This is a genomic window from Dactylosporangium sp. NPDC006015, from assembly GCF_040614215.1.
Lineage (GTDB): Bacteria > Actinomycetota > Actinomycetes > Mycobacteriales > Micromonosporaceae > Dactylosporangium > Dactylosporangium maewongense.
This window is the reverse complement of the sequence record NZ_JBEXUD010000003.1, coordinates 86,137-112,876: the sequence shown is the minus strand read 5'-3', so window position 1 is coordinate 112,876 and position 26,740 is coordinate 86,137. Positions and strand designations below refer to the sequence as shown.

Genomic DNA, 26,740 nt, shown 5'->3' with positions numbered 1-26,740 from the left:
GCCACGCCGGTGTCATGGTGGCCCGCCGGGGTTCCGGCGGGCCACCGCCGTCTCAGGACAGCAGCGCCCGGACGCGGTCGGCGCCGACGGCGAGCAGCAGGGTGGGCAGGCGCGGCCCGGTGTCGCGGCCGACCAGCAGGTGGTACAGGAGCGCGAAGAAGCTGCGCTGCGCCACCTTCAGCTCAGCGGTCGGCTTGGTGTCCAGCGGGAGGCCGGCCATCACCTTCGGCACGCCGTAGAGCAGGGTGGTCAGGCCGTCGAGCGACCAGTGGTCGTCGAGCCCGGCCAGCAGCAGGCGCAGCGACTCGCGCTGCTCGGCGGTCAGCGAGTCGAGCAGCGCCTTGTCGGGCTCGTCGAGCACCTTGGTCCGCGACTCGGCCGGCACCTGCGTGTTCACCCAGTGCTGCGCCCGGTCGAGCCTCGGCCGGACCTCGTCCAGCGACGTGATCGGCTGCTCCGCGTCGAGGTCGCGCAGGATCCGCAGGGTCTGCTCGGCCTGCCCGGTGGTGATGTCGACGATGGAGGCGAGCGTCCGGTACGGCACCGTGCGCGGCGTCCGGGGCAGCTCCAGCGCCGCCGTCCGGGAGGCCCGCAGGTAGGCGGAGCGGTCGGCGGGGACCGCGGTGCCGGCCGTGCAGCGCTTCTCCAGCGCGTCCCACTCGTCGTAGATGCGCTGGATCTCCTGGTCGAACGCGACCTGGAACGACTGGTTGGGGCGGCGCCGCGCGTACAGCCACCGCAGCAGCGGCGCCTCCATGATCTCCAGCGCGTCGGCGGGCGTCGGCACCGCGCCGCGGGAGCTGCTCATCTTCGCCATGCCGCTGATGCCGACGAACGCGTACATCGGCCCGATGGGCTGCTCGCCGCCGAACACCTCGGTGACGATCTGCCCGCCGACCTGGAACGACGAGCCCGGCGACGAGTGGTCGACCCCCGACGGCTCGAAGATCACTCCCTCGTAGGCCCAGCGCATCGGCCAATCGACCTTCCACACCAGCTTGCCGCGGTTGAACTCCGACAGCAGCACGGTCTCGGTGAACCCGCAAACGCACGTGTAGGTCAGCTCGGTGGTGTCGTCGTCGTAGGACACGACGGTGGTGAGGTCGGTGCCGCAGTTGCCGCAGAACGGCTTGTACGGGTAGTAGCCGGTCGCGGCGGTCCCGTCGTCCTCGCTCGCGGCGCCGGAGCCCTCCGCCGCCTCGGCCTCGGCCTCGCTCGTGCCGGCCGCGGCCGCCGCGGCGGGCTTCTTCGTCCGGTACCGCGCCAGGACCGCGTCGATCCGGGCGCGCTCGCGCATGGCGAGCAGGATCTGCTCGCGGTAGGCGCCGGACGTGTACATCTCCGTCTGGCTGATCCCCCGGTACTCCACCCCGAGCTCGGCCAGCGACGCGATCATGGCGGCCTTGAAGTGCTCCGCCCAGTTCGGGTGCTCGCTGCCCGCCGGCGCCGGCACGGCACTCAGCGGCTTGCCGATGTGCTGCGCCCACGAGGGGTCGATGCCCGTGACCCCCGCGGGCACCTTCCGGAAGCGGTCGTAGTCGTCCCACGAGATGATGTGGACCACGTCGTGCCCGCGCCGGCGGATCTCGTCCGCGACCAGGTGCGGGGTCATCACCTCGCGGAGGTTGCCGAGGTGGACGGGGCCGGACGGGCTGAGCCCGGACGCGCAGACCACCGGCTTGCCCGGGGCGCGTCGCTGCGACGCCGCGATCACCTCGTCCGCGAACCGGTCGACCCAGTCGTTGTCTGTCTCACTCGCCACGATCGTCACTCTTCCGTCGGCAGCTGCATGGAAGAGGCCCCCCACCAGCGGCGGGGGGCCTCTTCATCGACCCTGCGCAAGCCTACTGTCCGGTGGTGCGACCGCGCACATCCGTTACCCCGGCCACGGGCGGCGCTCAGGTCACCTCCGCCGTATCCGCGGCCCCGACCATCTCCGCTGTTGCGGCCGTCTCGATCCGGTACGCCGTCGGCACCGAGGTGCCCTGCGCGGTCATCGAGAGCCCGAACGAGTCGAGCATGCCCGCGATGTACAGGATGCGCTCGGCCATCGGCGCCGGGTTGCGCAGCACCATCCGCCCGCCCCGGCTCTCCACGTGGCGGCGGCAGGCCATGAGGCAGCGCAGCCCCTGGGAGCCGAGGAACCGCACGCCGGCGATGTCGACGACGACGAGCTCCGGGACCGGGTCCGGCAGCGTGTCCGCCATGACGGTGAGCAGCTCCCGCGCCGTCGGGCCTTCCAGGACGCCGGTGAGGATCAGTGCGTGCTGCGCGTGGTCGCCGGCCGCCGCGTCGACCTGCACCCGTAGGAACTCTCGCCCTGCACCAGCCTGCGGACCGGAATGCCTCGAATCCACAGGAATGCCCTCCATGCAGTGGCGATCGTTCCGACACTACCGGCAAATCGGGCCGACGGCCGGATGTGTCACCCGATGGCCTGTCCGCCGGCCGTCACCGTGACGCTCAACGGGCCAGCTTGCGGTTGAGGTAGCGCTGCTCCGGCAGGCTCGCCGTGAGGCGGGCGGCGATCCGGTACTGCTCGACCGCGCCGTCCGGGTCGCCGCTGAGGTCGAGCAGGTGGCCGCGGACCGCGTACAGCCGGTGATGACGCTGCATGGCGGGGTCGTCCAGCAGCGGTTCGAGCATGGCCAGGCCGGCCGCGGGTCCGTGCGCCATGGCGACGGCGACGGCGTGGTTCAGGGTGACGGCCGGGCCGGGCGCGACCTTGCTGAGCATGTCGTAGAGCACGCTGACCTGCAGCCAGTCGGTCTCCTCGTAGGTCGCGGCCTCGGCGTGGACGGCGGCGATCGCGGCCTGCAGCTGGAAGCGGCCCACGTGCCCGCGGGGCAGGGTGCGCTCCAGCAGCTCGACGCCCTCGGTGATCAGGTCGTGCCGCCAGCGGAGCCGGTCCTGCTCGGCGAGCGGCACGAGGTCGCCGGCGGCGTCGACGCGGGCGGCGGACCGGGCGTGCGTGAGCAGCATGAGGGCCAGCGCGCCGGCGACCTCGGCGTGGTCGGGCAGCGCGGCGTGCAGCTGCCGGACGAGCCGGATCGCCTCCTCGGCGAGCTGCACGTCGAGCAGCGCCTCGCCCGACGTCCGCGCATACCCCTCGGTGAAGACCAGGTGGCACACGTCGATGACCGCGGCGACCCGGTCGGGCAGCTCCTCCGGCGACGGCATGACGAACCGCGCACCGGCCTGGCGCAGCGCGATCCGCGCACGGCTGAGGCGCTGCGTCATCGTGCGGGCCGGCACGAGGTACGCGGCCGCGATCTGCTCCACGCCCAGGCCGGCCACCGAGCGCAGGCAGAGCGCGACCTGCGACGGCCGGGTCAGCGCCGGATGGCAGCAGAGGAAGAACAGCCGCAGCGTGTCGTCGCTGTCCTCGGTCGTCGCCTCCTCCGTCGTGGCCGGGCGCTGGGCCGCGTCCAGCGTCTCGCGCCGGGTCCGGGCCGAGTCCGCCCGGGCCCGGTCGATCAGCCGCCGGGAGGCCACGGTGATCAGCCAGGCCCGCGGCGAGTCGGGCACCCCGTCGACGGGCCACCGGGCGGCGGCCACCTCGGCGGCGTCCTGCAGCGCCTCCTCGCAGTCGCCGAGGTCGCCGTACTTGCGCAGCAACGCCCCGAGGACGTGCGGCGCCTCCCGGCGCCACACGTCACCGAGCACCGAACCGGTCATTGGTCGTCGCCGCCGGGCCACATCATCGGGCGCAGCTCCACCGTCTCGTCCGGGCCGGAGAACCGGGCGGCGACCGCCTCGGCCCGCGCCTGGCTGTCGACGTCGATCAGGAAGAAGCCGGCGAGGTGCTCCTTCGCCTCCGAGTACGGCCCGTCGCTGGCGAGGGGCTCGCCGTCGCGCCACCGGTACAGCCGGGCGTTCGCCGGGTCGCCGAGCGCCTCGCCGCCGAGCAGCTCGCCGTTGGCCTGCAGCTCGGTCATCACCTGCTCGAACTCGGCGTTCAGCCGCTTGCGGACCTCGCCGGGCAGCGCCTGGTGGGCCGCGAGGTAGTCGCTCGTCGGGTGGCCCCAGGGCTGCGGGTTCGAGTGGATCAGGATGACGTACTTCATCGGGCTCTCCTCGCGTGTACGACGGCCGTTCCGTCGCTCGCCTGGTACGTCGGAGCGCCGCCTTCGATGTCTACATCCTCCACGGAAGTTTTTTCGGAGCTTCGCGCCGATCGCGGCCGGTGAGCTGAACGTGTTCACTAGCACACGAAGAGTGCTGGCCACCTGTCAAAGAGCCTTATTACCTAATTTGCTCCGAAAAGTACAACACCGCCCTACATTGCTAGGAGATGGCGCGTCGGCACCGTAGCTGGCGCCTCGCAACGGGGGGTTGGACGCAATGATTCAAGTGAGCAAACCGCGCGACCGCCGGGCAGGGCCCAGACGCGGCCTGCTCGGCTCGGCGGCTGTTCTGACACTGACGGCGGGCTCCCTGTTGGTGGCCCAGCAGCCCGCCTCGGCGGCGGTCCTGGCCAGCGTCACCGCTGTGTCGGCGCTGGGTCCCAACGAGACGCTGATCGTCACGGTGACCCCGGACGAGACGAACGCCACGGACGTCAACACGAGCCCTGCCTACATCGTCAACGCGGACGGCCCGGACGCCGGCTCGTCGCCCGACCAGTCCTGCCAGGTCAACGCGAAGGCCGGCGGGCCCTGCACGCTGACGGGTCTGATCGCCGGCACGACGTACACGATCACCGTCGACCCGCAGGGTGCCACGCTCGTCGCCGACGCCACCGCGACCGGTGTGATGACGCCCGTGCTGGCCCCGCCCACCATCGGCACCCCGGTCGCCACGGGCAAGACCGGCGAGGTCAACGTGGTGTGGACCGGCGCGGCGAACGCCCTGTCCACCGTCGCCAACTACACCGCGACGGCCTACCTCGGCGGGGTCTCGACGGGCAAGACGTGCACGAGCGCGACCAACGCGCTGAGCAACAGCTGCAAGATCAGCGGCCTGACCGACGGTACTGAGTACACGTTCAAGGTCGTGACGAACGGCGCCAACTCGGTCCCGAACTCCGCGGCCAGCAGCGCCAGCGTCGGCGCCACGCCGGGTGTCGGCCCCGAGGCGCCGGTCGACGTGGTCGCCGCCACCACCTCCGCCGGTGTGCCCACCGTGTCGTGGGGTGCCTCGCCGACCGAGGGCGTCACCTACGCGGTCGCCGCGTTCAAAGAGGGCGTCGCCATTCCCGGCATCACGTGCCCGGTCGTCGCCGGATCGATGGCGGTGACCTGTGGTGGCACCCCGGTCGCGCCGGGCTTCTCGTACGAGTTCGAGGTGACCGCCACCAAGGACGGGCTCAGCTCGGACCCCGCGAAATCCGGTGCCATCTACATCCTGGGCACGGTGAACGACCCCACTGACGTCACCGTGACCGGTGGCGACGGCGAGGCGACGCTGACCTGGGTCGCGCCCACGTCCGGCACCGTCGCCAAGTACCGGGCCGCCGCGATCAGCAGTGGCGGCGTCGTCAAGTTCTGCATCACCGACCAGCTGACCTGCAAGGTCACCGGTCTGACGAACGCGACCGTGTACACCACGGGCGTCATGTCCATGAACGCCAACGGCACGGCATCGGCCGGCGCCGCCTCCACGCCCACGACGGTCACCCCCGCCGTGGTGCCGAAGCCGGCCCCGCCGGTCGTCACCCCGCCGGCCGACGACGACGTCTCCGCCACCTCGGCGACGCTCGCCTGGACCGCGGCCGCTCCCGTCGGTGGTGCCGCCGTCGTGTACTACGTCGCGACCGCCACCCCGTCCGAGCCCGCCCAGGCCAGCTCCGGCGCCCTGAGCTGCACCGCGGTCGCCCCGGCTGTCACCTGCACGATCAACGGCCTGGCGGCCGGCACCGCGTACGACGTCACCGTCGTCGCCTACGCCAGCCCGACGGCGTACAGCACCGCGGCCACCACCACGATCACCACCAAGGCCGCCGCGCCCGGCACCACCGGTGCCATGAGCGGCCCGATCATCGCCAACAGCGACGGTCTGCAGCAGATCTTCGCCCGTGGCGGCGACAACAACCTCTACACCAGCGTCCAGGCCGCCGACGGCACCTGGGGCGCGTGGACCAACCTCAGCGGCCTGATCTTCAGCGACCCGGTCGCGATCAAGAACGCCAACGGCCGGATCACGGTCTTCGCCATCGGCGGCGACCACGCGATCTGGTCCCGGCTGCAGAACGCGGACGGCTCGTTCGCCTGGTGGACCCGCCTCGGCAACTGGATGTACGCGAACGACATCGAGACCGCGCAGAACGCCGACGGCACCGTCGCGGTGTTCATCCGGGGCACGGACGGCAACCTGTACTCGAACACGCAGATCGACGCCGCCGACCCGAGCCAGTGGAGCGGCTGGACCAACCTCAGCGGCCTGATCTTCAGCAACCCGACCGCCTTCACGCGGGCCGACGGGATCATGGAGGTCTTCGTCGTCGGTGGTGACGGCAAGGTCTGGCACCGCGTCCAGTCCGCGCCGAACTCCGGCACCTGGAACTGGTGGACCCACGTCTAGGACGCGGCCTGGCAACACGTAGCGGCGGACGCCCCGGGGCCCTCCCCCGGGGCGTCCGTCTGCCCGGACCCCCGGCATGATCGAGCCATGCGCGTCACGACACTGGGGGAGCTGGCCGTCGACGGCCGGCCGGTGAAGGGCGCACGGCTGGCGGCCGTGGTGCGGGCGCTGGTCGAGGCGCGCGGCCGGGCGGTGTCCGTCGGCGCGCTCGTCGACGCCGTCTGGGACGACGGCCCGCCCGACGACGCGCCCGGCGCGGTGCAGGCGCTGATCTCCCGGGCCCGGCGGCTGGGGCTGCCGATCGCCGCGGCCCCCGGCGGCTACCTGCTGCCCGCGAGCGCCGTGGAGGTCGACGCCGTCGTCGCGAGGTCGCTGCTCGACGGCGGCCGGAAGGCGCTCGACGCCGGCGACCACGAGCGGGCACGGGAGGCGGCCCGCGCGGCGCGGGCGCTGTTCCCCGAGGTGCCGGACCGCCCGACCCCGCTCCTCGCCGACGTCGCCGGGCTCGCCGCGGAGGCCGCCCTCGCCGCCGGCGTGCCCGCGGACGAGACCGATCTGCGCCGCCTCGTCGCGGACCAGCCGCCGCACGAGCCGTCGGCGGTGCTGCTGGTGCGGGTGCTCGCCGCGCAGGGCCGGGACGCCGAGGCCCTCGACGTCGTGGAGCGCCTGCGCGCCGCCCTCGCCGACGGCTACGGCGCCGACCCGTCCGCGGCGGTCGCGGCGGTGCACGTGGCGCTGCTCCGGGGCGAGCTCGCCCCGCGGGCGGAGCCCCGAACGGCGCTGCCGGCGGGCTGGCGGCGGGCGGTGACGACCCTGGTCGGGCGCGACGGCGACGTGACCGCGGTGCGCGCGGCCCTGGCGTCCGCGCCGCTGGTGACCGTGGTCGCCGCCGGCGGGGCCGGCAAGACCCGGCTCGCCGCCGAGGTCGCCCGGCTGGCCGTGACCGAAGGGCGGCCCGTCCACGTGGTGGAGCTGGCCGCCCTGCGCACCGACGCGGACGTCCTGCCCGCCGTCCTCGCCGCGGTCGGTGCGGCGGACCTCGCGGCCGGCACGGCGGAGTGGCGGGCGCTGGGTTCGCGGGAGCGGCTCCGGCTGGCCGTACAGGAGCTGCGCGGTCTTGTGGTGCTCGACAACTGCGAACACGTCCTGGACGGCGCCGCCGGGGCCGCCGCGGAGCTCACGGCGCTGGCCGAGGCGCCGGAGCTCGCCGTGCTCGCGACCAGCCGGGCGCCGCTGAGCCTGCCCGGCGAGGTCGTGCACCGTCTCGGGACCCTGGCGGACGACGCCGCGCTCGACCTCCTCGACGCGCGGGTCCGGGCCGGCGGCGGCGTGCCGGCCGACCCGGACCGGGCCCTGGAGCTGTGCCACCGGCTCGACAACCTGCCGCTCGCGCTGGAGCTCGCCGCGGCCCGGCTGCGGCACATGCCGATCGACGACGTCCTGGCCGGGCTCGCCGACCGGTTCGGGCTGCTCGACGCCGCGCTGCGCGGCCTGCCCGACCGGCACGCGAGCCTGTGGGCGCTGGTCGACTGGAGCCGCGAGCTGCTCGGCGCCGCCGACCGGGAGCTGCTGGAGCGGCTGGCGGTGATCCCGGCGCCGTTCACCGCCGCCCTGGCGGGCGCCGTGGTCGGCGGCCGGGACGTCCGCCGGGGGCTGGCGACGCTGGTCGAGCAGTCGCTGCTGGTCCTGGACGCGGGCGAGGACGGCGCGCTGCGGTACCGCATGCTGGAGACGGTCCGCGAATACGGCGAGGTGCGCCTCGACGGCGCCGGCACCCGCGACGCGGCGATGGCGGGCCTGGTCCGGTGGGCGGCGGCCGAGTCCGCCGACCTCGCCGCGCGGTTCCGGTCCCCGGCGCAGCTGCCGGCGTTCCGGCGCTGCTCGGCCGAGCAGGACAACCTCGTCACGGCGCTGCGCTGGGCGCTGGAGCACGAGGACGACGCCGCGACCGTCGACGTGATGCTGCCCCTGGCCCACCTGTGGACGGTCCGCGGCCTGCACGCCGAGGTCGTCGCCTGGACGCTGCGGGTGTTCCGGGTCGGCGACCCGCTGGCGCGGCGCCGCTTCGCGCTCGCCTTGGTCGACGCCGATCGGGCCACCTGGCTGTGCCTGTTCACCGGGCTCAACGCGTTCGTCCGGGACACGACCCGCCTCTTCGCGCTGGTCCTGCGGATGCTGCGGGCCCTCGGCACGCGGCGCGCGGAGATCTCGGACCGGGCGTGGACGCTCGCCTCGATGGTCCGGCGGCTCGCCACGCCCTACCTCGACCACGCGGCCGGCGCGACCGCGCTCATCGCGGACCCCGACCCCTACGTGCGCGGCTTCGGCTACTACTTCCGGGCCACCGTCAACGAGAACCTGGGCGCGCTCGCCGAGTCCGTCGCCGACGCGACCGACGCGTACCGGTGCTTCGAGGAGGTCGGCGACCACTGGGGGATGGGCACCGCCGCGCAGAGCATCGGCGCCCGCGGCGGCCCGGGCGCGCACGAGTGGCTGCGGCGCAGCGAACGGCACATGGACCTGCTCGGCGCCACCGAGGACGTCGGCTCGATCCGGGTGATGCTCGACGCGCGGGCGGCGTTCGGCGGCGACGCGGCCGCGGTGGAGCGGCTCAGGGCGGTGGCGGGCTCGCCCGACAGCCAGGAGCACGACGCCGGGCTGGCGTCGCTGGTGCTCGCCCAGCTGGCGATGGCGCACGACGACCACCCCGCGGCGCTGGCACACATGACGCGGGTCGTGGCCCTCGTCGACACGATGGAGCCGGTCGTCCCGCAGCTCCGGGTGCTGTACCGCAGCGCCGTGGCCGTGCTGTGCCTGGGGCTGGACGACGCCGACCGGGCCGCCGCGTTGCTGCTGCTGGCGTGGGACGAGGCGCTGTCCACGCAGGACGTGCCGATCATGGGGGCGTGGGCCCTCGCGGGGGCGGCGCTGGCGGCTCATGGCGGGCTCGGTGCCGCCGACGAGCTGTGGACGCTCGGGCTGCGGGTCGGCGGCAACCCCGAGCACCTCTTCCCCGGCGGCGACTTCCCCGTCGGCTCCGTCGGCTCTGGCGGCTCTGGCGGCTCTGGTGGCTCCGGCGGCTCTGGTGGCTCCGGCGGCTCTGGTGGCTCCGGCGGCTCTGGCGGCTCCGGCGGGGACGGCTGGGGATGGCGCGAGCGGCCGGTGACCGAGGCCACCGACCGCATCCGCGCGCTGATGTCAGACCTTCTTGCGGTAGGCGGCTAGCGCGAGGGGCATGAACACCGCGACGAGGGCGGCGCACCAGCCGAGCGTCCACCACACGTGGTCGCCGACCGGGGTGCCGAGGAACAGCGCCCGCATCGACTCGACCAGGTGCGTCAGCGGGTTGACCTTCACGAACCCCTGCATCCAGCCCGGCAGCGTCGCCACGCCGACGAACACGTTCGACGCGAACGTCAGCGGCATGATCACCAGGAAACCGACGCCCTGCACCGCGCCGGACGTGCGCACCAGCATCCCCACGAACACCAGCGCCCAGCTCAGGCACAGGCCGAACAGCACCGCGAGCAGGCAGCCGGCGACCGCGTGCACCGGGCTGGCGTGCAGCCGGAACCCCATCAGGTAGGCGAACGCGAACGTCGAGATGCTCACGACGACGTACCGGACGACGTCGCCCAGCACGGCGCCGATGAGCGGCGCGGAACGGGCGATCGGCAGCGACCGGAACCGGTCGAAGATGCCCTTCTCCAGGTCGCTGTTGAGGTTGACGCCGATCGAGATGGCGCCCATCGCGACGGTCTGGGCCAGGATGCCCGGCATGAGGAACTGCAGGTACTGGTGCGTGCCGCCGGCGACCGCGCCACCGAAGATGTAGACGAAGATGACCATGAACAGGGCCGGCTGGACCGTGACGTCGATCAGCGCCTCCGGGGTCCGCCAGGTCTTGATCAGGCTGCGTTTCGTGAGCTCCAGCGAGTGGCGTACGCCTCGGAACGGGCCCTTGTGGGCCTTGTTCTCGGGCAGGACGGCTACGGCGGTCATGCGGCGACCTCTTCCTTGGGCTTGCCGGTCAGGGTGAAGAAGACCTCGTCGAGGCTGGGCAGGTGCATCGAGAGCTCGGTGACGGCGATCCCCGCCGTGGCGAGCCGGGCGACGGCCTCGGTGAGCGCCTCGTCGCCGGCGACCGGCACCGACAGGACGCCCTTGCGGGTCTGCTCGGCGGTCTGCCCGCCGGTGGCGACCGCGGCCAGGATCAGCCCGGTCTTCTCCAGGTCGGCCGGGTCCGTGGGGCGCACCTCGAGGGTCTGCCCGCCGACGATCCGCTTGAGCCGGTCCGGCGTGTCGTTGGCGATGACCCGCCCGTGGTCGATGACGGTGATCTCGTCCGCCAGGGCCTCGGCCTCCTCCAGGTACTGCGTGGTCAGCAGCACCGTCGAACCGTCGCGGACCAGGGTGCGCACGACGCCCCACATGTCCTCGCGCTTCGACGGGTCCAGGCCGGTCGTCGGCTCGTCCAGGAAGATCACGTCCGGCCGGCCGACGAGGCTCGCGGCCAGGTCGAGCCTTCTCCGCATGCCGCCCGAGTAGGTCTTCGCGGGCCGGTCCGCGGCCTCGGTCAGGTCGAACCACTCCAGCAGCTCCGCGGCCCGCGCCTTCGCCGCCGGCTTGCGCAGGTCGAGCAGCGTGCCGAACAGCACCAGGTTCTGCCGGCCGGTCAGGTCCTCGTCGACGCTCGCGTACTGGCCGGTCAGCCCGATCCTGGACCGCACCCGCTGGGCGTCGCGGACGACGTCGGCGCCGCCGATCCGGGCGCTGCCGGCGTCCGGGCGCAGCAGCGTCGACAGGATGCGCACGGCGGTGGTCTTGCCCGCGCCGTTGGGGCCGAGCACGCCGTGCACGGTGCCCCGGGGGACGGCGAGGTCGACGCCCTGCAGCGCCCTCGTCTCCCCGAACCGCTTGACGAGGCCCTTGGCCTCGACCATCAGATCCGTCATGCCACCACCGTGCGCGGCCCCGCTGACACGGGACCGACACGGCGCCGACACGACTTTTGAACCCCGTGCCGGGCGGCGAGCATCTTCATGTGTGACGCCGGTTGGTTTTCGTGGAGGTCACCCTTGCGCGCCGAACAGGAGCACGAGTACGTCGAGTACGTCCGGGCGCGGATCCCGCGGCTGCACCACGTCGCCTACCTGATCCTCGGTGACGGCGACCGGGCAGACGACGCCGTGCAGAACGCGCTCACCGTGCTGTACCGCCGCTGGCACCGCATCGCGGACGTGTCGAACCTCGACGCGTACGTGCACACCATGGTCGTCCGGGCGTGCCTCGCCGACCGGCGGCGGCCCTGGTCACGGGTCCTGCTGCGGGACGCCGCCCCGGACGGCCCGGTGGCCGGCGGCGAGGGGCGGGTCGACGAGCGGCTGCTGATCCGGCAGGCCCTCGACCGTCTCCCGGAGCGCCAGCGGGTCGTCGTCGTCCTGCGCTTCCTGTGCGACCTGCCGGTCGCCGAGGTCGCCCAGCTGATCGGCCGCTCCGAAGGCACGGTCAAGAGCCGCACCGCCTATGCGCTGGCCGCCCTGCGCCGCGCGATCCCCTCGACCACCTGGAGCGCGTCATGATCGACGACCAGCTTCGTGACTACGCCCGGCGTACCTCCAGCGCCTCGCGCCTGCGCGCCGAGGACGTCCTGGTCCGTGCCCGCCGCTCCCACCGGCGCCGGCAGGTCGCTCTGTCGGCGTTTTCCGCTCTTGTACTGGTCGCAGTCGTCGCCGTGGCCCTACGGCCGTCCGGGGCCCGGCCACCCGTGCCGGCGATCACGGGTGCCGCGCCGGACGGCTGCTCGGTGCGGTCCCTGCCCCTGCCCGCCGGCATCACCGGCGGCTCCGTCATCGCCGCGGACCCGACCGGCCGGTACGTCCTCGGCGTCCCCTTCCCGAGCGACGACATGGCCCCCGCCGTGACGATCCTGTGGACCGACGGCACCCCCCGGCTGCTGCCGACCGGCTTCGCCGGGACCGCCGTGAACGCCTCCGGCCTCGTCGCCGGCATCAGCGGCCGGCTGGAGGACCGCCGGGCCGCCGTCTTCCGCGACGGCGCCGTGGTGGACCTGCCCGCCCCCACCGGCGCGACCATGTCCGAGGCCGTCGCCGTCAACGCCCGTGGCGAGATCGCCGGCACCGCGTACCTCCCGGGCACCCCGGACTTCTCCGCCCGCGCCGTCGTCTGGCCCCCCGGCCAGGGCGCCCCCAAGCTGCTGCAGTCGGGCGGCAAGGACACCTTCGCCGCCGGCGTCGCCGACGACGGCACGGTCGTCGGCACCATCGGCACCCGCGAGCACCCGTACCGCTGGTCCGCGGCCGGCACCGGCACTGCCCTCCCGCTGCCGTCCGGCTACCGCGGCGGCGAGGGCCAGGCGGTCACCGGCGACTGGGCGGTCGGCACCGCCTCCACCAGCCGCGGCGGCGAGGACGGCAAGGATGAGCTCACCGCCGAGTCCGTCGTCGTGCGCTGGAACCTGCGCACCGGCGCCCTCGACCACGGCATGCGCATCGTGCCCACCTCGGTGTCCGCCGCCGGCGCCCTGGCCGGCCGCGTCGGCAGGGACGAGCCCGGCATCTGGCGGGACGGCACCGTCGTCCCGCTGCCGATGCTCACCGGCGGCACCCGCGGCGCCGCCGCGACCATCGTCGGCGACGGCCACACGGTGGCCGGCTGGAGCGCCACCGCCTCGGGCCTCCCCGCGCCGGTGCTCTGGCAGGGCTGCTGAGGGTCTCTAGGCTTGAGCTCATGTACGTGCCTGCGCACTTCGCCGCCCCGTCCGAGGCCGCGGTCCACGAGCTGCTGTCCCGCCCGGCCGCGAGCGACCTGGTCACGTGGGACGGCCGGCAGATGGTGGCGACCACCCTGCCGCTGCTCTTCGACCCCGACGCCGGTGCCCTGCTCGGACACGTGGCCCGCAACAACACCCAGTGGCAGCACACGGCCACCGAGGCGCTGGTCATCGTCCGCGGCCCGGACGCGTACGTCACCCCCTCCGCCTACGCGACGAAGCACGAACACGGCCGCGTCGTGCCGACCTGGAACTACATCACCGCCCACGTCTACGGCACGCTCGTCGCCCACGACGACCCCGCCTGGACCGAGACCCTGGTACGCCGCCTCACCACCCTCCACGAGTCCGCCCGCCCGTCCCCCTGGTCGGTCGACGACGCCCCCCGCCCCTTCATCGAAGGCCAACTCCGCGCCATCGTCGGCGTCGAGATCGCCATCACCCGCATCGAAGCCAAGTGGAAGCTCAGCCAGAACCGCTCCCCCGCCGACATCGCCGGCGTCCGCGCCTCCCTCGCCACCGGCACGGCCCCCGAACGCCAGGTAGCCGCCGCGATGTCAGACACCCCCCACCCACCCGCCTAACTCGCTGGCTTGGTGTTGTGGGTCACCGGCTGACCGTCCCGCCACGCCGACGCGTGTCACGGTTGGACGCGGCAGCGCCTGTGCCGCGTCGCGGGTCAGGTTTGGCCGATCCCGCCGGTGTCGACATGCGTTGGGGCTGGGACGTGGATGCGCGTGGGCAGCGTGGTGGGGCGCGGCTTGGTGATACCGCCGTGATGATCCCGCGCGGGTCGCGGTTCGGGGGTGGCCGGGCGTGGTGCGGTGTTGTGGGTTGCAGAACGGCGTCGTGGGTTACGGTTTGCGCCGTTCCGCCGTGATGACCCGTGCCGAGGTTGGGGTGTGGTGGAGCGTGGGCGGCGTGGTGAGGGCGCGGCTGGGTGACACCGCCGTGATCGTCCCGCGCGCGTCGGTGGCCAGGCGTGGTGCGGCGTTGTGGGTTGCGGGCGGGCGAGGCTGCGGTGTGGGGTGGGCGTCCTGCTCACCGATTCCGCGGCTGGGTGGCACCGCCGTGATGGTCCCGCGCGTCGCGGTTCGGGGGTGGCCGGGCGTGGTGCGATGTTGTGGGTTGCAGGGCAGCGTCGTGGGTCAGGGGAGTTGAGACGCTCCGCCGTGATGACGGGCGTTGAGGCCGAGCGTGGTGCGGTGTTGTGGGCAGGCGAGGCTGCGGTGTGGGGTGGGCGCCCCGCTCACCGATTCTGTGGCGTTGTTGGTCAGGGGGCGGGGAGGTGGCAGACGGCCTCGATGTTGTTGCCGTCGGGGTCGCGGAGGAAGGTGCCGAAATAGTTGGGGTGGTATTCGGGGAACAGGCGTGGGGCGTGGAGGACCTCGGCGCCCAAGGCGACGCCCGCCTCGTGGAAGGCGATGACCGTGTCGCGGTCAGCGGCGGAGAACGCGACGTGGACCTCGCGCTGGACGACGTCGACGGTGACCGGGCCGAGCCAGAAGTCGGGCTTGGTGACTCCGTAGCCGGCGACGCCGGGGAACTCCATCATGCGTTTCGCGCCGAGCGGGGCCAGCACAGCGTCGTAGAACGCCTTGCTGGCATCGAAGTCGGCGACCTGGATCCCAAGATGGTCGAGCATGCCTCCATTCTAAGAACCCGACCGACACTTTCCGTGGGACCGGCCAATGGCTCAGCCGATGCGCTCCACGACGTTGCCGTCGCTGTCGCGGATGAGGGTGGGGCGGACGTCGACGATGAGGCCGGGGGCTTCGGGGACGGGGGACGCGCCGGCCAAGGGGACGAGGACGCCGGTCAGGTTGTCGAGGGCTTCTTCCGTCAGGACGATCCTCAAGAGGGTGCCGTCGCTGTTGGTGCCGAGGCCGAAACTGCCGGAAGAGAACTCGACGCTGCTGTCGGGGCCGTCGATGACCAGGGTCCGGCCGAATCGCAGCCGGCCGCGGAGGATGGCGGCGATGCGTTCGACCGCGTGGGCGCCGACGATGAGGCGGTACCCGTCGCCGTCGGGCAGCCAGGCGAACTCGGCGACGGCCAGGCTGCTCGTGGAGGAACCGTCGCGGCGTCGGCCGGCGGCGACCTTCTCGGCGAACGCGGGAATGTCGGTGAACGAGGTGCGGCCCAGATCGGTGATGAACAGCGGCGCGTATCCGGCGGCGAGCTTGAGCACGGCCTCGGTGCTCCAGGTCTGGGTCGCCGCGTATTCGCCCAGGGTCAGCCCGAACACCTGCAGGAATCGCACTCTGCCGAACGGGGTGTCGATGACGCCGAGCTCCGGATCCTCGAGGAAGGAAATGGCGCGGATCCGGGTCTGGTACTCCAGCGCGATCGGACCGTTGAGGTCCATCTGATGATTGGGCGCGAAACCGTTGCCGCTGCTGAAGTTGTACCGGGCGAGGTTCTGCAGGAAGTTGGCGGCCCAGATGGGCGGCTCGGTCTCGCCCGGCGCGCGACGCACCCGGAATGTGAACTCGTAGCCCCAGCCGGACCATTCCGCGTCTGGATTCGGCGCCGAATACAGCTCGCTCATGCCGTAGCTGACGATGTGCCAGTGCGGGACCGGTGTGTCGCGGGCGTAGAAGCTGATTCCGTCCAGCGGATCCGGGCCGCCGAGCGACCATTTCAGCAGCGTGGCGTAGTGCTTGGGCTCGATGCCGGGGTAGAGGCGGTCGAGCGCGGCGTCGATGGCGTCCCAGCCAGGTGCGTCGGAGGTCACCAGCCGACCTAACCACAGTTCGGAAATCCTTCAACCCTTGGTGCGACTAGGGTTGAGGCATGGCTCGTACCATCGCGACGAACACCGACGTGGACCGCTCCGGACTGACCGAGTTCCTCCGCACCCGGCACCGGGCATTGATCATCACCACTCGCGCGGGCGGGCGGCCGCAGGCCTCGCCGGTCACCTGCGGCGTCGACGCGGAGGGCCGGATCGTCATCTCGACGTATCCGGAGCGCGCCAAGGTCCGCAACGCCCGCCGTGACGAGCGCGTCTCGGTCGTCGTGCTGTCCGACGAGTGGAACGGCCCCTGGGTCCAGGTCGACGGGGTCGCCGAGGTGCTGGACCTGCCGGAGGCGTTGGAGCCGCTGGTCGAGTACTTCCGGTGCATCTCCGGCGAGCATCCCGACTGGGACGAGTACCGGGAAGCGATGCGCCAGCAGGGCAAGTCGCTGCTGCGCATCACGATCGAGTCGTGGGGGCCGATCGCGACGGGTGGGTTCCCCGCGCGACTGGCCTGACCCGCCACGGCTGCCTGACCCGCCACGGCTGCCCGACCCGCCACGGCTGCCCGACCCGCCACGGCTGCCCGACCCGCCACGGCCTGCGGCTTGCCGCGGCCTGCCTGACCGTCGCGGCCTGCCCGGCTATCCGGCGTGGGTGTCGACGGCGGTGAGGCCGTCGGCGAGCACGGCCAGGGCGTCGTCGGGCCGGCGCATCGCGGTCAGCAGGTCGGCGAGATCGAGGGAGAGCTGGGCGAGCTCCCGCCGCGGCCCGGTCCCGCGATGGATGGCGATCGCGGCCCGGAGGTGCCGCTCGGCCGCCTCGAGATCGCCGGCGTCCTGGCTGAGCAGGGCATGGACCCGATGTGCACGAGCCCGGCGCACCTCGCCCGCCGACCCGCCGCCACCGGTACGGTCGCGGCGATGGCCTTCGAGGTCGGCATCGCCGGTGCCGCTGTGAGTGCCGCCGTGAGCGCCGGTGCCGGGGGTGATCAGAGCATCCGCGTCCGGCTCGATCACAAGATCTGCTTCCGGCGCGATCGCAGGATCCGCTGCCGACAGCAGGGCACGCGCCGTCGCCGGATCGCCCAGCGCCCGGTGCACCTCCGCCAGATCCACCAGCGCGTCCAGCGCCTCAGGCCCCGTCGACCGCTGCCGCGCCGCCGTCAGATCGGCCAGCGCGCCCGCCAGGTCGCCCGCCGACAGCCGCGCCCGCGCGCGGATGCGGAACGCGCCCGCGATCTCGTCCGCCAGCCACGACTCCAGCACCGCCGCCCCGGCCGCGGTCAGCGCCGCCCGCGCCTCCGGCAGATGGCTCGACGCCGCCAGGGTCCGGGCCGTCGCCACGAACGCGGACACCGCCTCGGCGCCAGGCCCGGCCAGCGCGAGCGCGGTCGACGCCGCCGGTGCCGCGTCCTCGCCCAGGTCGTGCTGGCACAGCGCGAGCAGCGCGTGCACCGCCAGCACCGACGCCGGATCCGGCAGCCCGGCACGGTGCAGCTCGTCGCGGAAACCCGTCAGCAGATACGCGGCATAGCCCGGATCACCCTGCAGCCGTGCGCACAGCGCGAGCCCGGCCACCGCGGGAGTCCGCAGATGGGCCAGCGTCGGCGGGACCAGCCGCCGGGCCCGCTCGAAGTGCGCGACGGCGTCGTCGGCCGCGCCGGCCGTCAGGCGCCGCCGGCCGAGCACGACCTCCGCCGCCGCCCGGCGGGTGTCGAGCGCGGTCGGGTCGGTGGCGAGCTGCTCGTACCAGGGCTGGGGCTGCACCTCCTCAAGCAGATCGATCTCGATGGACAGCGCGTCGCCGGGGTGGCGGCCCGTGGTGAGCTGCGTGACGTCGACGCGGAGGCGGGCCGCGAAGTGTGCGAGCGCGTCGCTGGACGGAACGCGGTGACCGTTTTCGACGGACGAGACATAGGCGGCGGTGTAGTTGGGCTCGGCGAGGTCGCGCTGCGTCAACCCCTTGCCGGTGCGCAGTGCCTGGATCCGTTCACCGACCCCGCTCACAGCGATCCGCCCTCAGGCAGCCGGGCCGCGGCGAGCAGCCCCCGCCGGAAGCTTTCCGCCGCACCCTCGACGTTACCCCCGGCCCGCCGTTGCTCGCCCAACAACCTGCTCGTCGTCACGAGTTCGGCAACGAGACCTGACTCTTCGTAACGATCCGCGGCGGCACTGAGCAGCTGGTCCGCAACAGGAGACCCGGGGGAGCGGGCACCCGCGATCCGCCCGAGGATTCGGTCGGCCTCGGCCATGCACTCCTGGTGGGGGGTGCGGCGGCAGATGTCGACGGCCTCGCCCGCGAGCCGCTCGGCCTCGTCCAGGTCGCCGTCGAGCCGGCGCGCCTCCGCGAGCTCAAGGGTCGCGCCGGCCAGGTCCTGCACGGCGCCGACCTCGCGCAGGATCGCCCTGGCCTGCTCGAAGCGCTCCGCGGCCTCGCGGACCCGTCCGACGCGGCGCAGCACGTAACCGTGCGCCCATTGGCAGATGCCGATCTCGCGGGTGAGCCCGAGCGAGGTGTAGATGGCCAGGGCCTCGCCGAGCAGTCGCTCGGTGTCGGCGAGGTCGTGGTCGCGCCGCTGCTGGGCGACGGTGACGCTGAACTGCGCGAGCCACTCGCGGTTGCGCACCCGCGGCAGCAGCGGCAGCGCCTCCCGCTCCAGCCGGCGGGCCCGCTCGCGCCAGTCCAGCTCCAGGAACGTGTACACCAGCGCGCTCGTCAACCGGACCTGCGCGTCGGGATCGGGGTCGGCCGCGGCGCGGACGGCGCGCAGCTCGGCCTCGAGCAGCGTGATCGCCTCGCCCGTGGCGCCGGTGATCTGCAGGCAGTAGGCCTCCCGTGCGACCACCGCGGCGCGCAGCGTGACGTCCTGCTGCTCCAGCAGGGTTTTCGCGCCGGCGTACCGCTGGATCGCCGCACCCACGTCGCCGCGGTGCAGCGCGACGTCCCCGGCGAGGTGGACCGCGCGGCACTGGAGCTCCGGCAGCGCGTACCGGCGCGCCAGCTCGGCGATCTCGTCGGCCTTCGCCGCCGCCTCGGCCGTGCGGCCGCGGGACAGCTCCCGGCGGGCCTCGGCGAGCTCGCCGGAGAGGGTGTCGGCCAGGTCCGCCGGGCGGCCGTGGCGCAGGTCGTCGGCGTCGACCCCGAGCGCGCCCGCGATGTGGGCGAGCGTCTCGGCATTCGGCACGCGCACGCCGCCCTCGATCGCGGCCAGGAACGCGCGGGTGTACCGCGGCTCCGCCACCTCCCGCTGGGTGAGCCCGCGGTCGAGGCGCAACCGCCTGATCCGAGCGCCGAGCGACTCGTCCTCCGTCACCGCGTCACCTTCCCACATCACCTGTGTATTGACAGCCGACTGTGCGCGTCCTAGCGTTCACGCAACAACGACGGTAACTGGAGTTAACAAGCCAGTTGCGCACCTCCCACGATCTCCGGCGTCGGGATGCCGGGTGCCTCCCCCGTCCCGATGCCGGACACCACCGCCAGCACCCCCAACGCTGCACTTCCGGGAAGGAACTGCGATGCGCAGAACTGCCCTGGTGCTGTCCGTCACCGTGACCGCCGCCCTGGTCACGACCGGCGTACTCACCCACAACGCCCTGGCCGGCACCGGCGTCGCCGACACCGCGGCGGCGCCACCGGCCGGGGTCGCACCCGCTGTCTTCAGCGCGATGCAACGCGACCTGCACCTCACCCCGGCGCAGGCCCGCGACCGTCTCACCCTCGACGGCCGCGCCGCGACCACCCAGCAGGTCCTCCGCACGACCCTCGGCGCCCGCTACGGCGGCACCTGGGTCGCCGCCGACGGCAGGACCGTCACCGTCGGCATCACCGACGCCGGCCAGCAGCAGAGCGTCCGCAACCTCGGCGCGACCCCGACCCTGGTCAGCCGCAGCGAGGCGCAGCTCGACGCGATCGTCGCCAAGCTCGACCGGCAGTCGTCCGCCGCTCCGCGCACCGTCAAGGGTTGGTACGCGGACCTGCCCACCAACTCCGTCGTCGTCCTCGGATCCGGCGCGCAGGGCTTCCTGGCGGCGGCCGGCGTCGACCAGGCCGCGGTCCGCGTCGAGGCGACCAGCGAGGACCCGAAGCCGTACATCGACGTGGTGGGCGGCAACGCGTACTACATCGGCAGCGGCACCAGGTGCTCGATCGGCTTCTCCGTGAACGGCGGCTTCGTCTCCGCCGGCCACTGCGGCACCACCGGCGCCCGCACCACCCAGCCGAGCGGCACGTTCCGCGGGTCGAGCTTCCCCGGGAACGACTACTCGTGGGTCCAGGTCGACGCCGGCAACACCCCGCGTGGCCTGGTGAACAACTACAGCGGCGGCACCGTCGCCGTCGCCGGGTCGACCGAGGCGGCCGTCGGCGCCTCCGTCTGCCGCTCCGGCTCCACCACCGGCTGGCACTGCGGCACGATCCAGCAGAAGAACGCGTCCGTCACGTACTCACAAGGCACCGTGACCGGGCTCGTGCGCACGAACGCCTGCGCCGAGCCGGGCGACTCCGGCGGCTCGTGGCTGTCGGGCACCCAGGCGCAGGGCGTGACCTCCGGCGGCTCGGGCAACTGCACCTCCGGCGGCACCATGTACTACCAGCCCGTCAACGAGATCCTTCAGGCGTACGGGCTGACCCTTGTGACCTCGGGTGGCGGCCCGGGTCCGACCGCGACGGCCACGACGACGAGCCCGCCGCAGGGCGGGACGTGGGCGCCGAACACCGTGTACGCGACCGGCGCGACCGTCACCTACGGCGGCCGGTCCTACCGCTGCCTGCAGGGCCACACCTCGCAGGTCGGCTGGGAGCCACCGAACGTACCGGCGCTGTGGGCGTGACGGTTTCGACTTAGTTCGCGGGTATGGGGAGGAGCGGGCCCGACAGCGTCGTCGGGCCCGCTCCGCGGTGCTGCAGCCGGCTGCGCACCTCACCGGCCTTCGGGTGGGCGAGCACGTCCAGGGTGCTCAGCGACCGGGTCCACGCCGCCCTCGCCTGATCCCACCGGCCCGCCGCGGCCCAGGTGTCACCGAGCCGGATCGACGTGTCGGCCTCGTTGAACCGGTCGCCCTGCTCCGCGTAGCGCAGCAACGCGTCCTGATAGCGCTCGATCGCCCGGTCATGGTCGCCGAGGCGGTGGTGGATGTACCCGAGGCTGTCCAGCGTCGCCGCGACACCGGCCGCGTCGCCGAGCGCCCGTTGCAGCTCCAACGCCTCCTCGCAGCACTCGAGGGCCACGTCGTGGTGCCCGAGCCGGGCGCGGTGCCAGCCCGCCGAGTTCAACGCCCGGGCCTGCCCGACCGGGTCGTCCGCGAGCCCGAACAGCTTCAGCGCCCGCTCGTCGTGCGCGACTGCCTCCGCGAACCGGTCCTGCGTCTCCAGCAGCCAGGCCAGCGCGTGCTGGCACCGGGCCGCCCCCGCGTGGTCGGCCAGCTCGACGAACAGGTCGAACGCAACCCGCAGGTGCCGCCGCGCCTCCTCGTGCCGCCCGCTGCGGATCAACCCGCCGGACAGGCTGCGGTGCGCCAGTGCGAGCGCCGCCCGGTCACCGAGCCGCTCGGCGGCGCCGACCGCGGCCCGCTGCGTGGCGATCCAGTCGCCCCAGCGCCCACTCCTGTCGAGGTGGTCGGCCATCGCCCAGGCCAGGCGCCACGCCTCCCGGTCCGCCCCGCACGCCACCGCCAGCTGCACGGTGCCGATGAGCGCCGTCCGCTCCTCCTCGAACCACGCCGCCGCCTCCCCGTCCGGGACCTTCCGCGCGGCGGGTGCGGGCAGCCCCGCCGGGTCCCGCGAAGGATTGAGCGCCATCGCCGCGGCCGTGGCCGCCTCGACGTAGTGCGAGATCAGCCGCTTACGCGCGGCGGCGCGCTCCGAGGCGGGGTCGGCGACGCGGGTGAGATCGGCGGCGTACGCACACAGCAGGTCGTGCATGCCGAACCGCCCCGGCCGTCCCTCGATCACCAGCTGCGCCCGTACAAGCTCCGCCAGCAGCGGCAGGACCGTCTCGCGCGGCAGCCCGGCGATCGCCGCGGCGGCCGCGATCCCGAGCTGCGGGCCGGGGTGCAGGCCGCCCAGCCGGAAGAGCCGCTGCGCGTTGGGGCTGAGTCGCTGGTACGACCACGAGAACACCGTCTCGACGTCGGCCTTCGGGTCGTCGGACCGCAGCGCGTCCAGCCGGCTGCGCGCCCCCGTCAGATCCGCGGCGATCGCGGCGAGACTGAAGTCCGGATGCAACGCCGCCCGCGCCGCCACGACCGACAGCGCCAGCGGCAGCCGCGCACACGCCGCGACGATCGCGTCGACCGCCGCCGGCTCCCGCTCCGCCCGCGCCGCGCCGATCCGCCCCGCGAGCAGCGCCCTGGCCTCGCCGACGTCGAGCAGGTCGAGCGTCACCGGATACGCGCCGTCGGCCGCCACCAGCTCCGTCAGGTCCGACCTGCTCGTGACCAGCGCGAGCGCCGCCCCCGTGCCCGGCAGCAACGGCCGCACCTGCTCAGCCGTCGACGCGTTGTCCAACACGATCAACATCCGCTTGTCGCGCAGGAGTTGCCGGTACCGCCGAGCCCGCGCCCCGGCGTCCGCGGGCACCTGCGCCGGCGGCACCCCCAGTAACCCCAACGCGACACCGAGCGCGTCGAACGGGCTGACCGGGTCGCGGCTGCTCGGCCCGAACCCACGCAGGTCCAGAAACAGCTGACCGTCCGGAAACGTGCTCGTCATCCGATGCGCCCAATGTACGGCCAGCGCCGTCTTCCCGACCCCCGCCGTCCCCGACACCACGATCGCCCGCCGCCGCCGGTCGAGCAGCCCGTCGAGGTGCGCGAGCTGCCCCGTCCTCCCGGCGAACATCACCAGGTCCGCCGGCAACTGCCGCGGCGCCTCATCCCCCTTGGGCACCCCGGCCGCCCGCAGCTCCTCCACCCTGTCCCGCGCCGACGCCAGCGCCCGCTGCTCGTCCGGCGTGGCCCCGAGCAGCCTGACCAGCTCGTCGAACCGATCCGTCGGCGGCAGCACCCGCCCGGCCAGATACTCCCCGACGATCCCGTGCGACCATCCCGTCAGCGCCGCGATCCGCCGGTACGTCAACCGCGGCTGCCCCGCCCGCCCCGACTCCCGCACCCGTAGCTCCCGCAGCACCCGAGCAAGCTGCCCCATGGTGCCGACCTTCGCCGCGTCCTCGAGCAACTCGTCCACTGCCGCCGATTCCTCACGTCGCGCCCGCCCACCCCCGCGCCCTGCCAGTGTCGCGCGCCCCCGCAACCCGCCGGTCCCCCCGAGCCCGCGGTTCTCGATCGAAGGACGCTTCTGGCCACCCCAACGACCGGATCCATCCTTCGATCAAGAACCTCCGGACCGTGGCAGCCTGCGACCGGACGCGGTGCCGGCCGTGATCGGCTGAGCATGGAGTCCGGGGCAATATCTTGTGGGCACATGGACGCGGCGATCGCTCCGTCCCGGTGACTGGCCTGCGACTGCCAGCCTTGCTTCCCGCGGCCGACGCGAAGGCGCCGGCTCGAACCTGCGGACGCGTGGCAGGCAGCGAACGCCTTGCCCCGCGACTGGATGCGGGTGCCGGCCCACACCTGGGAAGCGCACGGTCCGGTGACCGCCACCCACTCCAGCGGCGACCACGGGTGCTGGCTCAGCGACCACGGAGGCATACCGGCTGGGTGCCGCTGTCCGTCCTGCCTGCACCTGCCGGCGCCGCCATCCATCCTTGGCGCAGGCTTCCGACACGCGGGGCGGGACAGACTCCCCGAGGCGAGGCGAGGCGAGGCGAGGCGAGGCGAGGCGAGGCGGCGCGAGGCGGCGCGAGGCGGCGCGAGGCGGCGCGGGGCGAGGCGGCGCGGGGCGAGGCGGCGCGAGGCGGCGCGGGGCGAGGCGGCGCGGGGCGAGGCGGGGCGAGCCGAGGCGGGGCGAGGCGTTGGCTCAGGTCATGGGTCTGCGGTCTGGTGAGGGCCTCCTGTCCGCGGCCGGGTGTGGGCGCGTGGGGGTGAGAGGTCGGGGAAGTGGGTCACTGGAGGCGGCGGATCTCGCGGGGGAGGCCGCGCATCCAGGCGCGCAGCAGCGGGGTGACGGTGCGGACCAGCGGGCTGGCGGGGGCGTCGTCGATCGGGGAGGTGAGGGTGTCGGCGGCGAAGATGAAGGGGTCGATCAGCGGGGTGGGGCGGTGCCTGTCGTGGAGGTCGCTGCGCTGCAGGGCGTCCTCCACCAAGGTGCGGAAGGCGGCGGCCGGGACGTCTTCGCGGACGGCGCGGATGGCCTCGTGGAGGTGGCGGCGGACGCCGAGCTGCTGCTCGTGGGCGGGGGAGCCGACGCCGACGAGGAAGGTGAGGTAGGTGCGGGTGAGGCGGCCGTCCTCGCGGTCGAGATAGCACTCGACGGAGCGGGTCCAGCCCGCGCGGGCGACCGAGAACCCGAGGCCGGCGACGGTGCCGTCGGCGGCGACGAGGCGGTGGCAGCCGCCCGCGCGCTGGGGGCCGGCGAGCTCCGGGGACCAGACGGGGCGGCGGGCGCCGGCGGCGACCATGCGCTCGACCGCGGCCGCGGCCGCGGACGCGACCCGGCCGCCGGCGACGCTGCCGAGGCCGAGGACGACGGCTGGGGCCATGGGGGTGGTGGCGCGCTCGAAGCTGGGGATCACGTCGGAGAGCAGGACGGCCTCGAGGGTGCTGCCGGCAGTGACGTGGGCCATCGGGTCGCCGATGGTGAGGGCGGCCATCGACACGAACGCGGCGCCCGCGAACTCGGCGTCGGTCGGGTCGTCGTCAGGGACCAGGGCGGCGGGCCCGCCGAGGATGCGCCGCAGGAGGGGGTCGACGTCGCCCACGACCGCGGCGAAGAGGCCCGGCGGACCGGCCGCGGTCGAAGGAGCGCGCCGGTGCGGCGTGCGGCGGTGGACAGACTGCTGACGGTGCCTGCGTTTGTGGCTACGACCACGACTCCCCGGACCCATGCCAGCAGTCTGCACCTACCCCCCGACAAAAAATCGCCGCACACACCGTCAATCCCCGTGCCGACCTGCGCAAAACAAAATCACAGCGGCCAGGTCCGCCGGGCGGCTGAGCATCGGCCAGTGGCCGGTCGGCAGTTCGTGGACGCGGTAGTCGCCGCGGTCCAGGCCGGCGAAGAAGGGATGGTCGCCGTCGATCATCTGGTGGACGTCGGCAACGGCGAACGTCGAGCAGATCAGGTCGGTCGGCGGCTGCGCCGCGGACGAGAGCCGCAGCGGCGACAACGCGCTGGCCAGCGGGTGTGGGACGGCGCGGGAGAACTGTGACGGATGCAGGCCGGCGAACTGCACCGGGTCGTCAGCGGGGTCGAACGACGGCGGCGGGATGAACACGCCGTCAGGGGAAGCCGGCGGGGACACGTCGGCCTGCGAGACGCCGTCCGGCAGAGGGCCGCTGTCCACATAGATCACTCGTGAAACCTTCAAAAGGTCCGCCGCGCCCCGGACCGGCAGACCGCCGTAGCTGTGCCCGACCAGCACCACCTCCGCGGCATCCGCGACGGCGGCGGTGACCTGCGAGATGTGGTCGTCGAGGGTGGCGCCCGCGCGCAGGTCGAGGCTCAGCGCGGTCACGTCGTGGCCGGCGGAGCGCAGCGGCGCGGCGACCGCGTCCCAGGCCCAACCGCCGAGCCACATACCGGGAACAAGGATGAAGTGCGTCATGCCACGACCGTAGGACGATATCCGGGCGGATCACGCCCTGATAAAAGTCCTGATAAGAAGAAGAACATGTCGACCGGCAAAGTGCTCGCGATGCTGGAGCTGCTCCAGGCGCAGCCCGGCCTGACCGGGCCCGAGCTGGCGCGCCGCCTGGAGGTCGACGGCCGCACGGTCCGCCGGTACGCCACCACCCTCGCCGACCTGGGCGTCCCGGTGCAGGCGGAGCGCGGGCGGTACGGCGGCTACCGGCTGCTGCCCGGGTACAAGCTGCCGCCGCTGATGCTGACCGACGACGAGGCGGTGTCGGTGGTGTTCGGCCTGCTGGCCGCGGAACGGCAGGGGGTGGGGGCGCCGGCGGCGCTGGCGAAGGTCGAGCGGGTCCTGCCGGCCAGGCTGCGCGAGCGGGTCCAGGCGGTCCGCGAGACGCTGGGGTTCACCGCTGTACACGCGGAGAAGAAGGCTCCGGTCGAGCAGCTGCTCGCGCTCGGCGAGGCGACCCGCGCGCACCGGCGGGTCCGGCTGGCATACCGGTCGTGGCGCGACGAGGACACCGAGCGCGACTTCGACCCGTATGGCGTCGTCGTCCACAACGGACGGTGGTACACCGCCGGGCACGACCACCGCAGCGGCGAGATCCGCACGTTCCGGCTGGACCGGATCCGGTCGATCACGAGCCTGCAGGTGTACTTCGAGCCGCCGCCCGACTTCGACGCCGTGGCGCACGTGCTGCGGAAACTGGCGGCGGTGCCGTTCCGGCACGAGGTGGAGGTGGTGTTACGCGCCGAGCTCTCGGACGCCGCGAGCCGGATCCCGCCGGCGGTCGGGACGCTCGCCGTGCACCCGGACGGCGTGCTGCTGACCTGCCGCGCCGAGCGCCTCGACGGGATGGCGCGGATGCTGGCCGGCCTCGGCTGGGACTTCACGATCAGGCGCCCGGAGGCGCTGCGCGACGAGGTGCGCGCGCTGGCCGCCCGCCTCGGCGAGAGCGCCGGGCGGCCCCGTGGCTGAAGCGTCGAAG

Annotated in this window: 21 protein-coding genes; 8 read left to right on the top strand and 13 right to left on the bottom strand. The window is 73.6% G+C overall.

Annotation, left to right across the window (positions count from 1 at the left end; translation table 11 throughout):
- Positions 1-52: 52 nt before the first annotated feature.
- From lysS to ABZ321_RS06715, 4 genes are all read right to left on the bottom strand, one after another.
- A complete protein-coding gene (gene lysS / locus ABZ321_RS06730; RefSeq protein ID WP_354889831.1) occupies positions 53-1,762 on the bottom strand; it encodes a lysine--tRNA ligase in 1,710 nt (569 codons plus the stop codon).
- A gap of 136 nt (positions 1,763-1,898) precedes the next feature.
- Positions 1,899-2,303 carry an STAS domain-containing protein gene (locus ABZ321_RS06725; RefSeq protein WP_354889829.1) on the bottom strand — a complete coding sequence of 135 codons (405 nt, stop codon included), beginning with the start codon at positions 2,301-2,303 and terminating at the stop codon, positions 1,899-1,901.
- Positions 2,304-2,463: 160 nt separating this feature from the next.
- Positions 2,464-3,678 carry a DUF6596 domain-containing protein gene (locus tag ABZ321_RS06720; protein WP_354889827.1) on the bottom strand — a complete coding sequence of 405 codons (1,215 nt, stop codon included), beginning with the start codon at positions 3,676-3,678 and terminating at the stop codon, positions 2,464-2,466.
- The gene (locus tag ABZ321_RS06715; protein ID WP_344501237.1) at positions 3,675-4,067 is read right to left on the bottom strand and encodes a YciI family protein; all 393 of its coding nucleotides are present in this window, start codon (positions 4,065-4,067) and stop codon (positions 3,675-3,677) included. Before ABZ321_RS06715 ends, ABZ321_RS06720 begins: the two co-directional genes overlap by 4 nt.
- Before the next feature lie 286 nt (positions 4,068-4,353).
- Between ABZ321_RS06715 and ABZ321_RS06710 the strand changes: the two genes are divergently transcribed.
- Complete coding sequence (locus ABZ321_RS06710) at positions 4,354-6,522, top strand: fibronectin type III domain-containing protein (protein ID WP_344501238.1); 2,169 nt, start codon at positions 4,354-4,356, stop codon at positions 6,520-6,522.
- A gap of 87 nt (positions 6,523-6,609) precedes the next feature.
- Positions 6,610-9,747 carry a BTAD domain-containing putative transcriptional regulator gene (locus tag ABZ321_RS06705; protein WP_354889824.1) on the top strand — a complete coding sequence of 1,046 codons (3,138 nt, stop codon included), beginning with the start codon at positions 6,610-6,612 and terminating at the stop codon, positions 9,745-9,747.
- Here ABZ321_RS06705 and ABZ321_RS06700 read toward each other — a convergent pair.
- Positions 9,721-10,524: an ABC transporter permease gene (locus ABZ321_RS06700; protein WP_354889822.1), complete on the bottom strand. Its 804-nt coding sequence runs from the start codon at positions 10,522-10,524 to the stop codon at positions 9,721-9,723. The two genes, ABZ321_RS06705 and ABZ321_RS06700, sit on opposite strands and share 27 nt — an antisense overlap.
- Positions 10,521-11,477, bottom strand: a complete 957-nt coding sequence (locus ABZ321_RS06695) for an ATP-binding cassette domain-containing protein (RefSeq protein WP_354889820.1) — start codon at positions 11,475-11,477, stop codon at positions 10,521-10,523. Before ABZ321_RS06695 ends, ABZ321_RS06700 begins: the two co-directional genes overlap by 4 nt.
- Positions 11,478-11,600: 123 nt before the next feature.
- On the opposite strand from ABZ321_RS06695, the gene ABZ321_RS06690 reads away from it, so the two are divergent.
- The 3 genes from ABZ321_RS06690 to ABZ321_RS06680 are packed head-to-tail and all read left to right on the top strand — an operon-like array spanning position 11,601 to position 13,899.
- On the top strand, positions 11,601-12,104 hold the full coding sequence (locus tag ABZ321_RS06690; protein WP_354889818.1) for a SigE family RNA polymerase sigma factor: 504 nt from the start codon (positions 11,601-11,603) through the stop codon (positions 12,102-12,104).
- Complete coding sequence (locus tag ABZ321_RS06685) at positions 12,101-13,252, top strand: hypothetical protein (protein WP_354889816.1); 1,152 nt, start codon at positions 12,101-12,103, stop codon at positions 13,250-13,252. The genes ABZ321_RS06690 and ABZ321_RS06685 overlap by 4 nt, the downstream gene beginning before the upstream one ends.
- Positions 13,253-13,272: 20 nt before the next feature.
- Positions 13,273-13,899, top strand: coding sequence for an FMN-binding negative transcriptional regulator (locus tag ABZ321_RS06680; protein WP_344501244.1), 627 nt, complete (start codon positions 13,273-13,275; stop codon positions 13,897-13,899).
- 689 nt (positions 13,900-14,588) lie between these two features.
- On the opposite strand, the gene ABZ321_RS06675 is transcribed toward ABZ321_RS06680, so the two are convergent.
- Complete coding sequence (locus ABZ321_RS06675; RefSeq protein WP_354889814.1) at positions 14,589-14,960, bottom strand: VOC family protein; 372 nt, start codon at positions 14,958-14,960, stop codon at positions 14,589-14,591.
- Positions 14,961-15,011: 51 nt separating this feature from the next.
- Positions 15,012-16,052 carry a suppressor of fused domain protein gene (locus ABZ321_RS06670; protein WP_344501246.1) on the bottom strand — a complete coding sequence of 347 codons (1,041 nt, stop codon included), beginning with the start codon at positions 16,050-16,052 and terminating at the stop codon, positions 15,012-15,014.
- A 59-nt stretch (positions 16,053-16,111) separates the two neighbouring features.
- Here ABZ321_RS06670 and ABZ321_RS06665 point away from each other — a divergent pair, with 59 nt between their 5' ends.
- Positions 16,112-16,573: a PPOX class F420-dependent oxidoreductase gene (locus ABZ321_RS06665; protein WP_354889812.1), complete on the top strand. Its 462-nt coding sequence runs from the start codon at positions 16,112-16,114 to the stop codon at positions 16,571-16,573.
- Between the two features lie 126 nt (positions 16,574-16,699).
- Here the strand turns inward: ABZ321_RS06665 and ABZ321_RS06660 are convergent, their stop codons facing one another.
- Together ABZ321_RS06660 and ABZ321_RS06655 are read right to left on the bottom strand one after the other, a co-directional pair.
- Positions 16,700-18,064 (bottom strand): helix-turn-helix transcriptional regulator, encoded by a 1,365-nt coding sequence (locus ABZ321_RS06660; RefSeq protein WP_354889810.1) that lies wholly within the window; start codon positions 18,062-18,064, stop codon positions 16,700-16,702.
- On the bottom strand, positions 18,061-19,371 hold the full coding sequence (locus ABZ321_RS06655) for a helix-turn-helix domain-containing protein (protein ID WP_344501249.1): 1,311 nt from the start codon (positions 19,369-19,371) through the stop codon (positions 18,061-18,063). Before ABZ321_RS06655 ends, ABZ321_RS06660 begins: the two co-directional genes overlap by 4 nt.
- A 205-nt stretch (positions 19,372-19,576) precedes the next feature.
- On the opposite strand from ABZ321_RS06655, the gene ABZ321_RS06650 reads away from it, so the two are divergent.
- On the top strand, positions 19,577-20,890 hold the full coding sequence (locus ABZ321_RS06650; protein WP_344501250.1) for a carbohydrate-binding protein: 1,314 nt from the start codon (positions 19,577-19,579) through the stop codon (positions 20,888-20,890).
- Positions 20,891-20,900: 10 nt separating this feature from the next.
- Here ABZ321_RS06650 and ABZ321_RS06645 read toward each other — a convergent pair whose 3' ends face one another.
- The 3 genes from ABZ321_RS06645 to ABZ321_RS06635 all read right to left on the bottom strand — a co-directional run bounded on the left by ABZ321_RS06645 (position 20,901) and on the right by ABZ321_RS06635 (position 25,725).
- A complete protein-coding gene (locus tag ABZ321_RS06645) occupies positions 20,901-23,243 on the bottom strand; it encodes a tetratricopeptide repeat protein (protein ID WP_354889808.1) in 2,343 nt (780 codons plus the stop codon).
- Positions 23,244-24,063: 820 nt separating this feature from the next.
- Positions 24,064-24,879, bottom strand: a complete 816-nt coding sequence (locus tag ABZ321_RS06640; RefSeq protein ID WP_344501252.1) for a hypothetical protein — start codon at positions 24,877-24,879, stop codon at positions 24,064-24,066.
- Between the two features lie 174 nt (positions 24,880-25,053).
- Positions 25,054-25,725 (bottom strand): alpha/beta hydrolase, encoded by a 672-nt coding sequence (locus tag ABZ321_RS06635; RefSeq protein WP_354889806.1) that lies wholly within the window; start codon positions 25,723-25,725, stop codon positions 25,054-25,056.
- A 66-nt stretch (positions 25,726-25,791) separates the two neighbouring features.
- Here ABZ321_RS06635 and ABZ321_RS06630 point away from each other — a divergent pair, with 66 nt between their 5' ends.
- Positions 25,792-26,730, top strand: a complete 939-nt coding sequence (locus tag ABZ321_RS06630; RefSeq protein WP_344501254.1) for a YafY family protein — start codon at positions 25,792-25,794, stop codon at positions 26,728-26,730.
- The last annotated feature ends 10 nt before the right edge of the window (positions 26,731-26,740 follow it).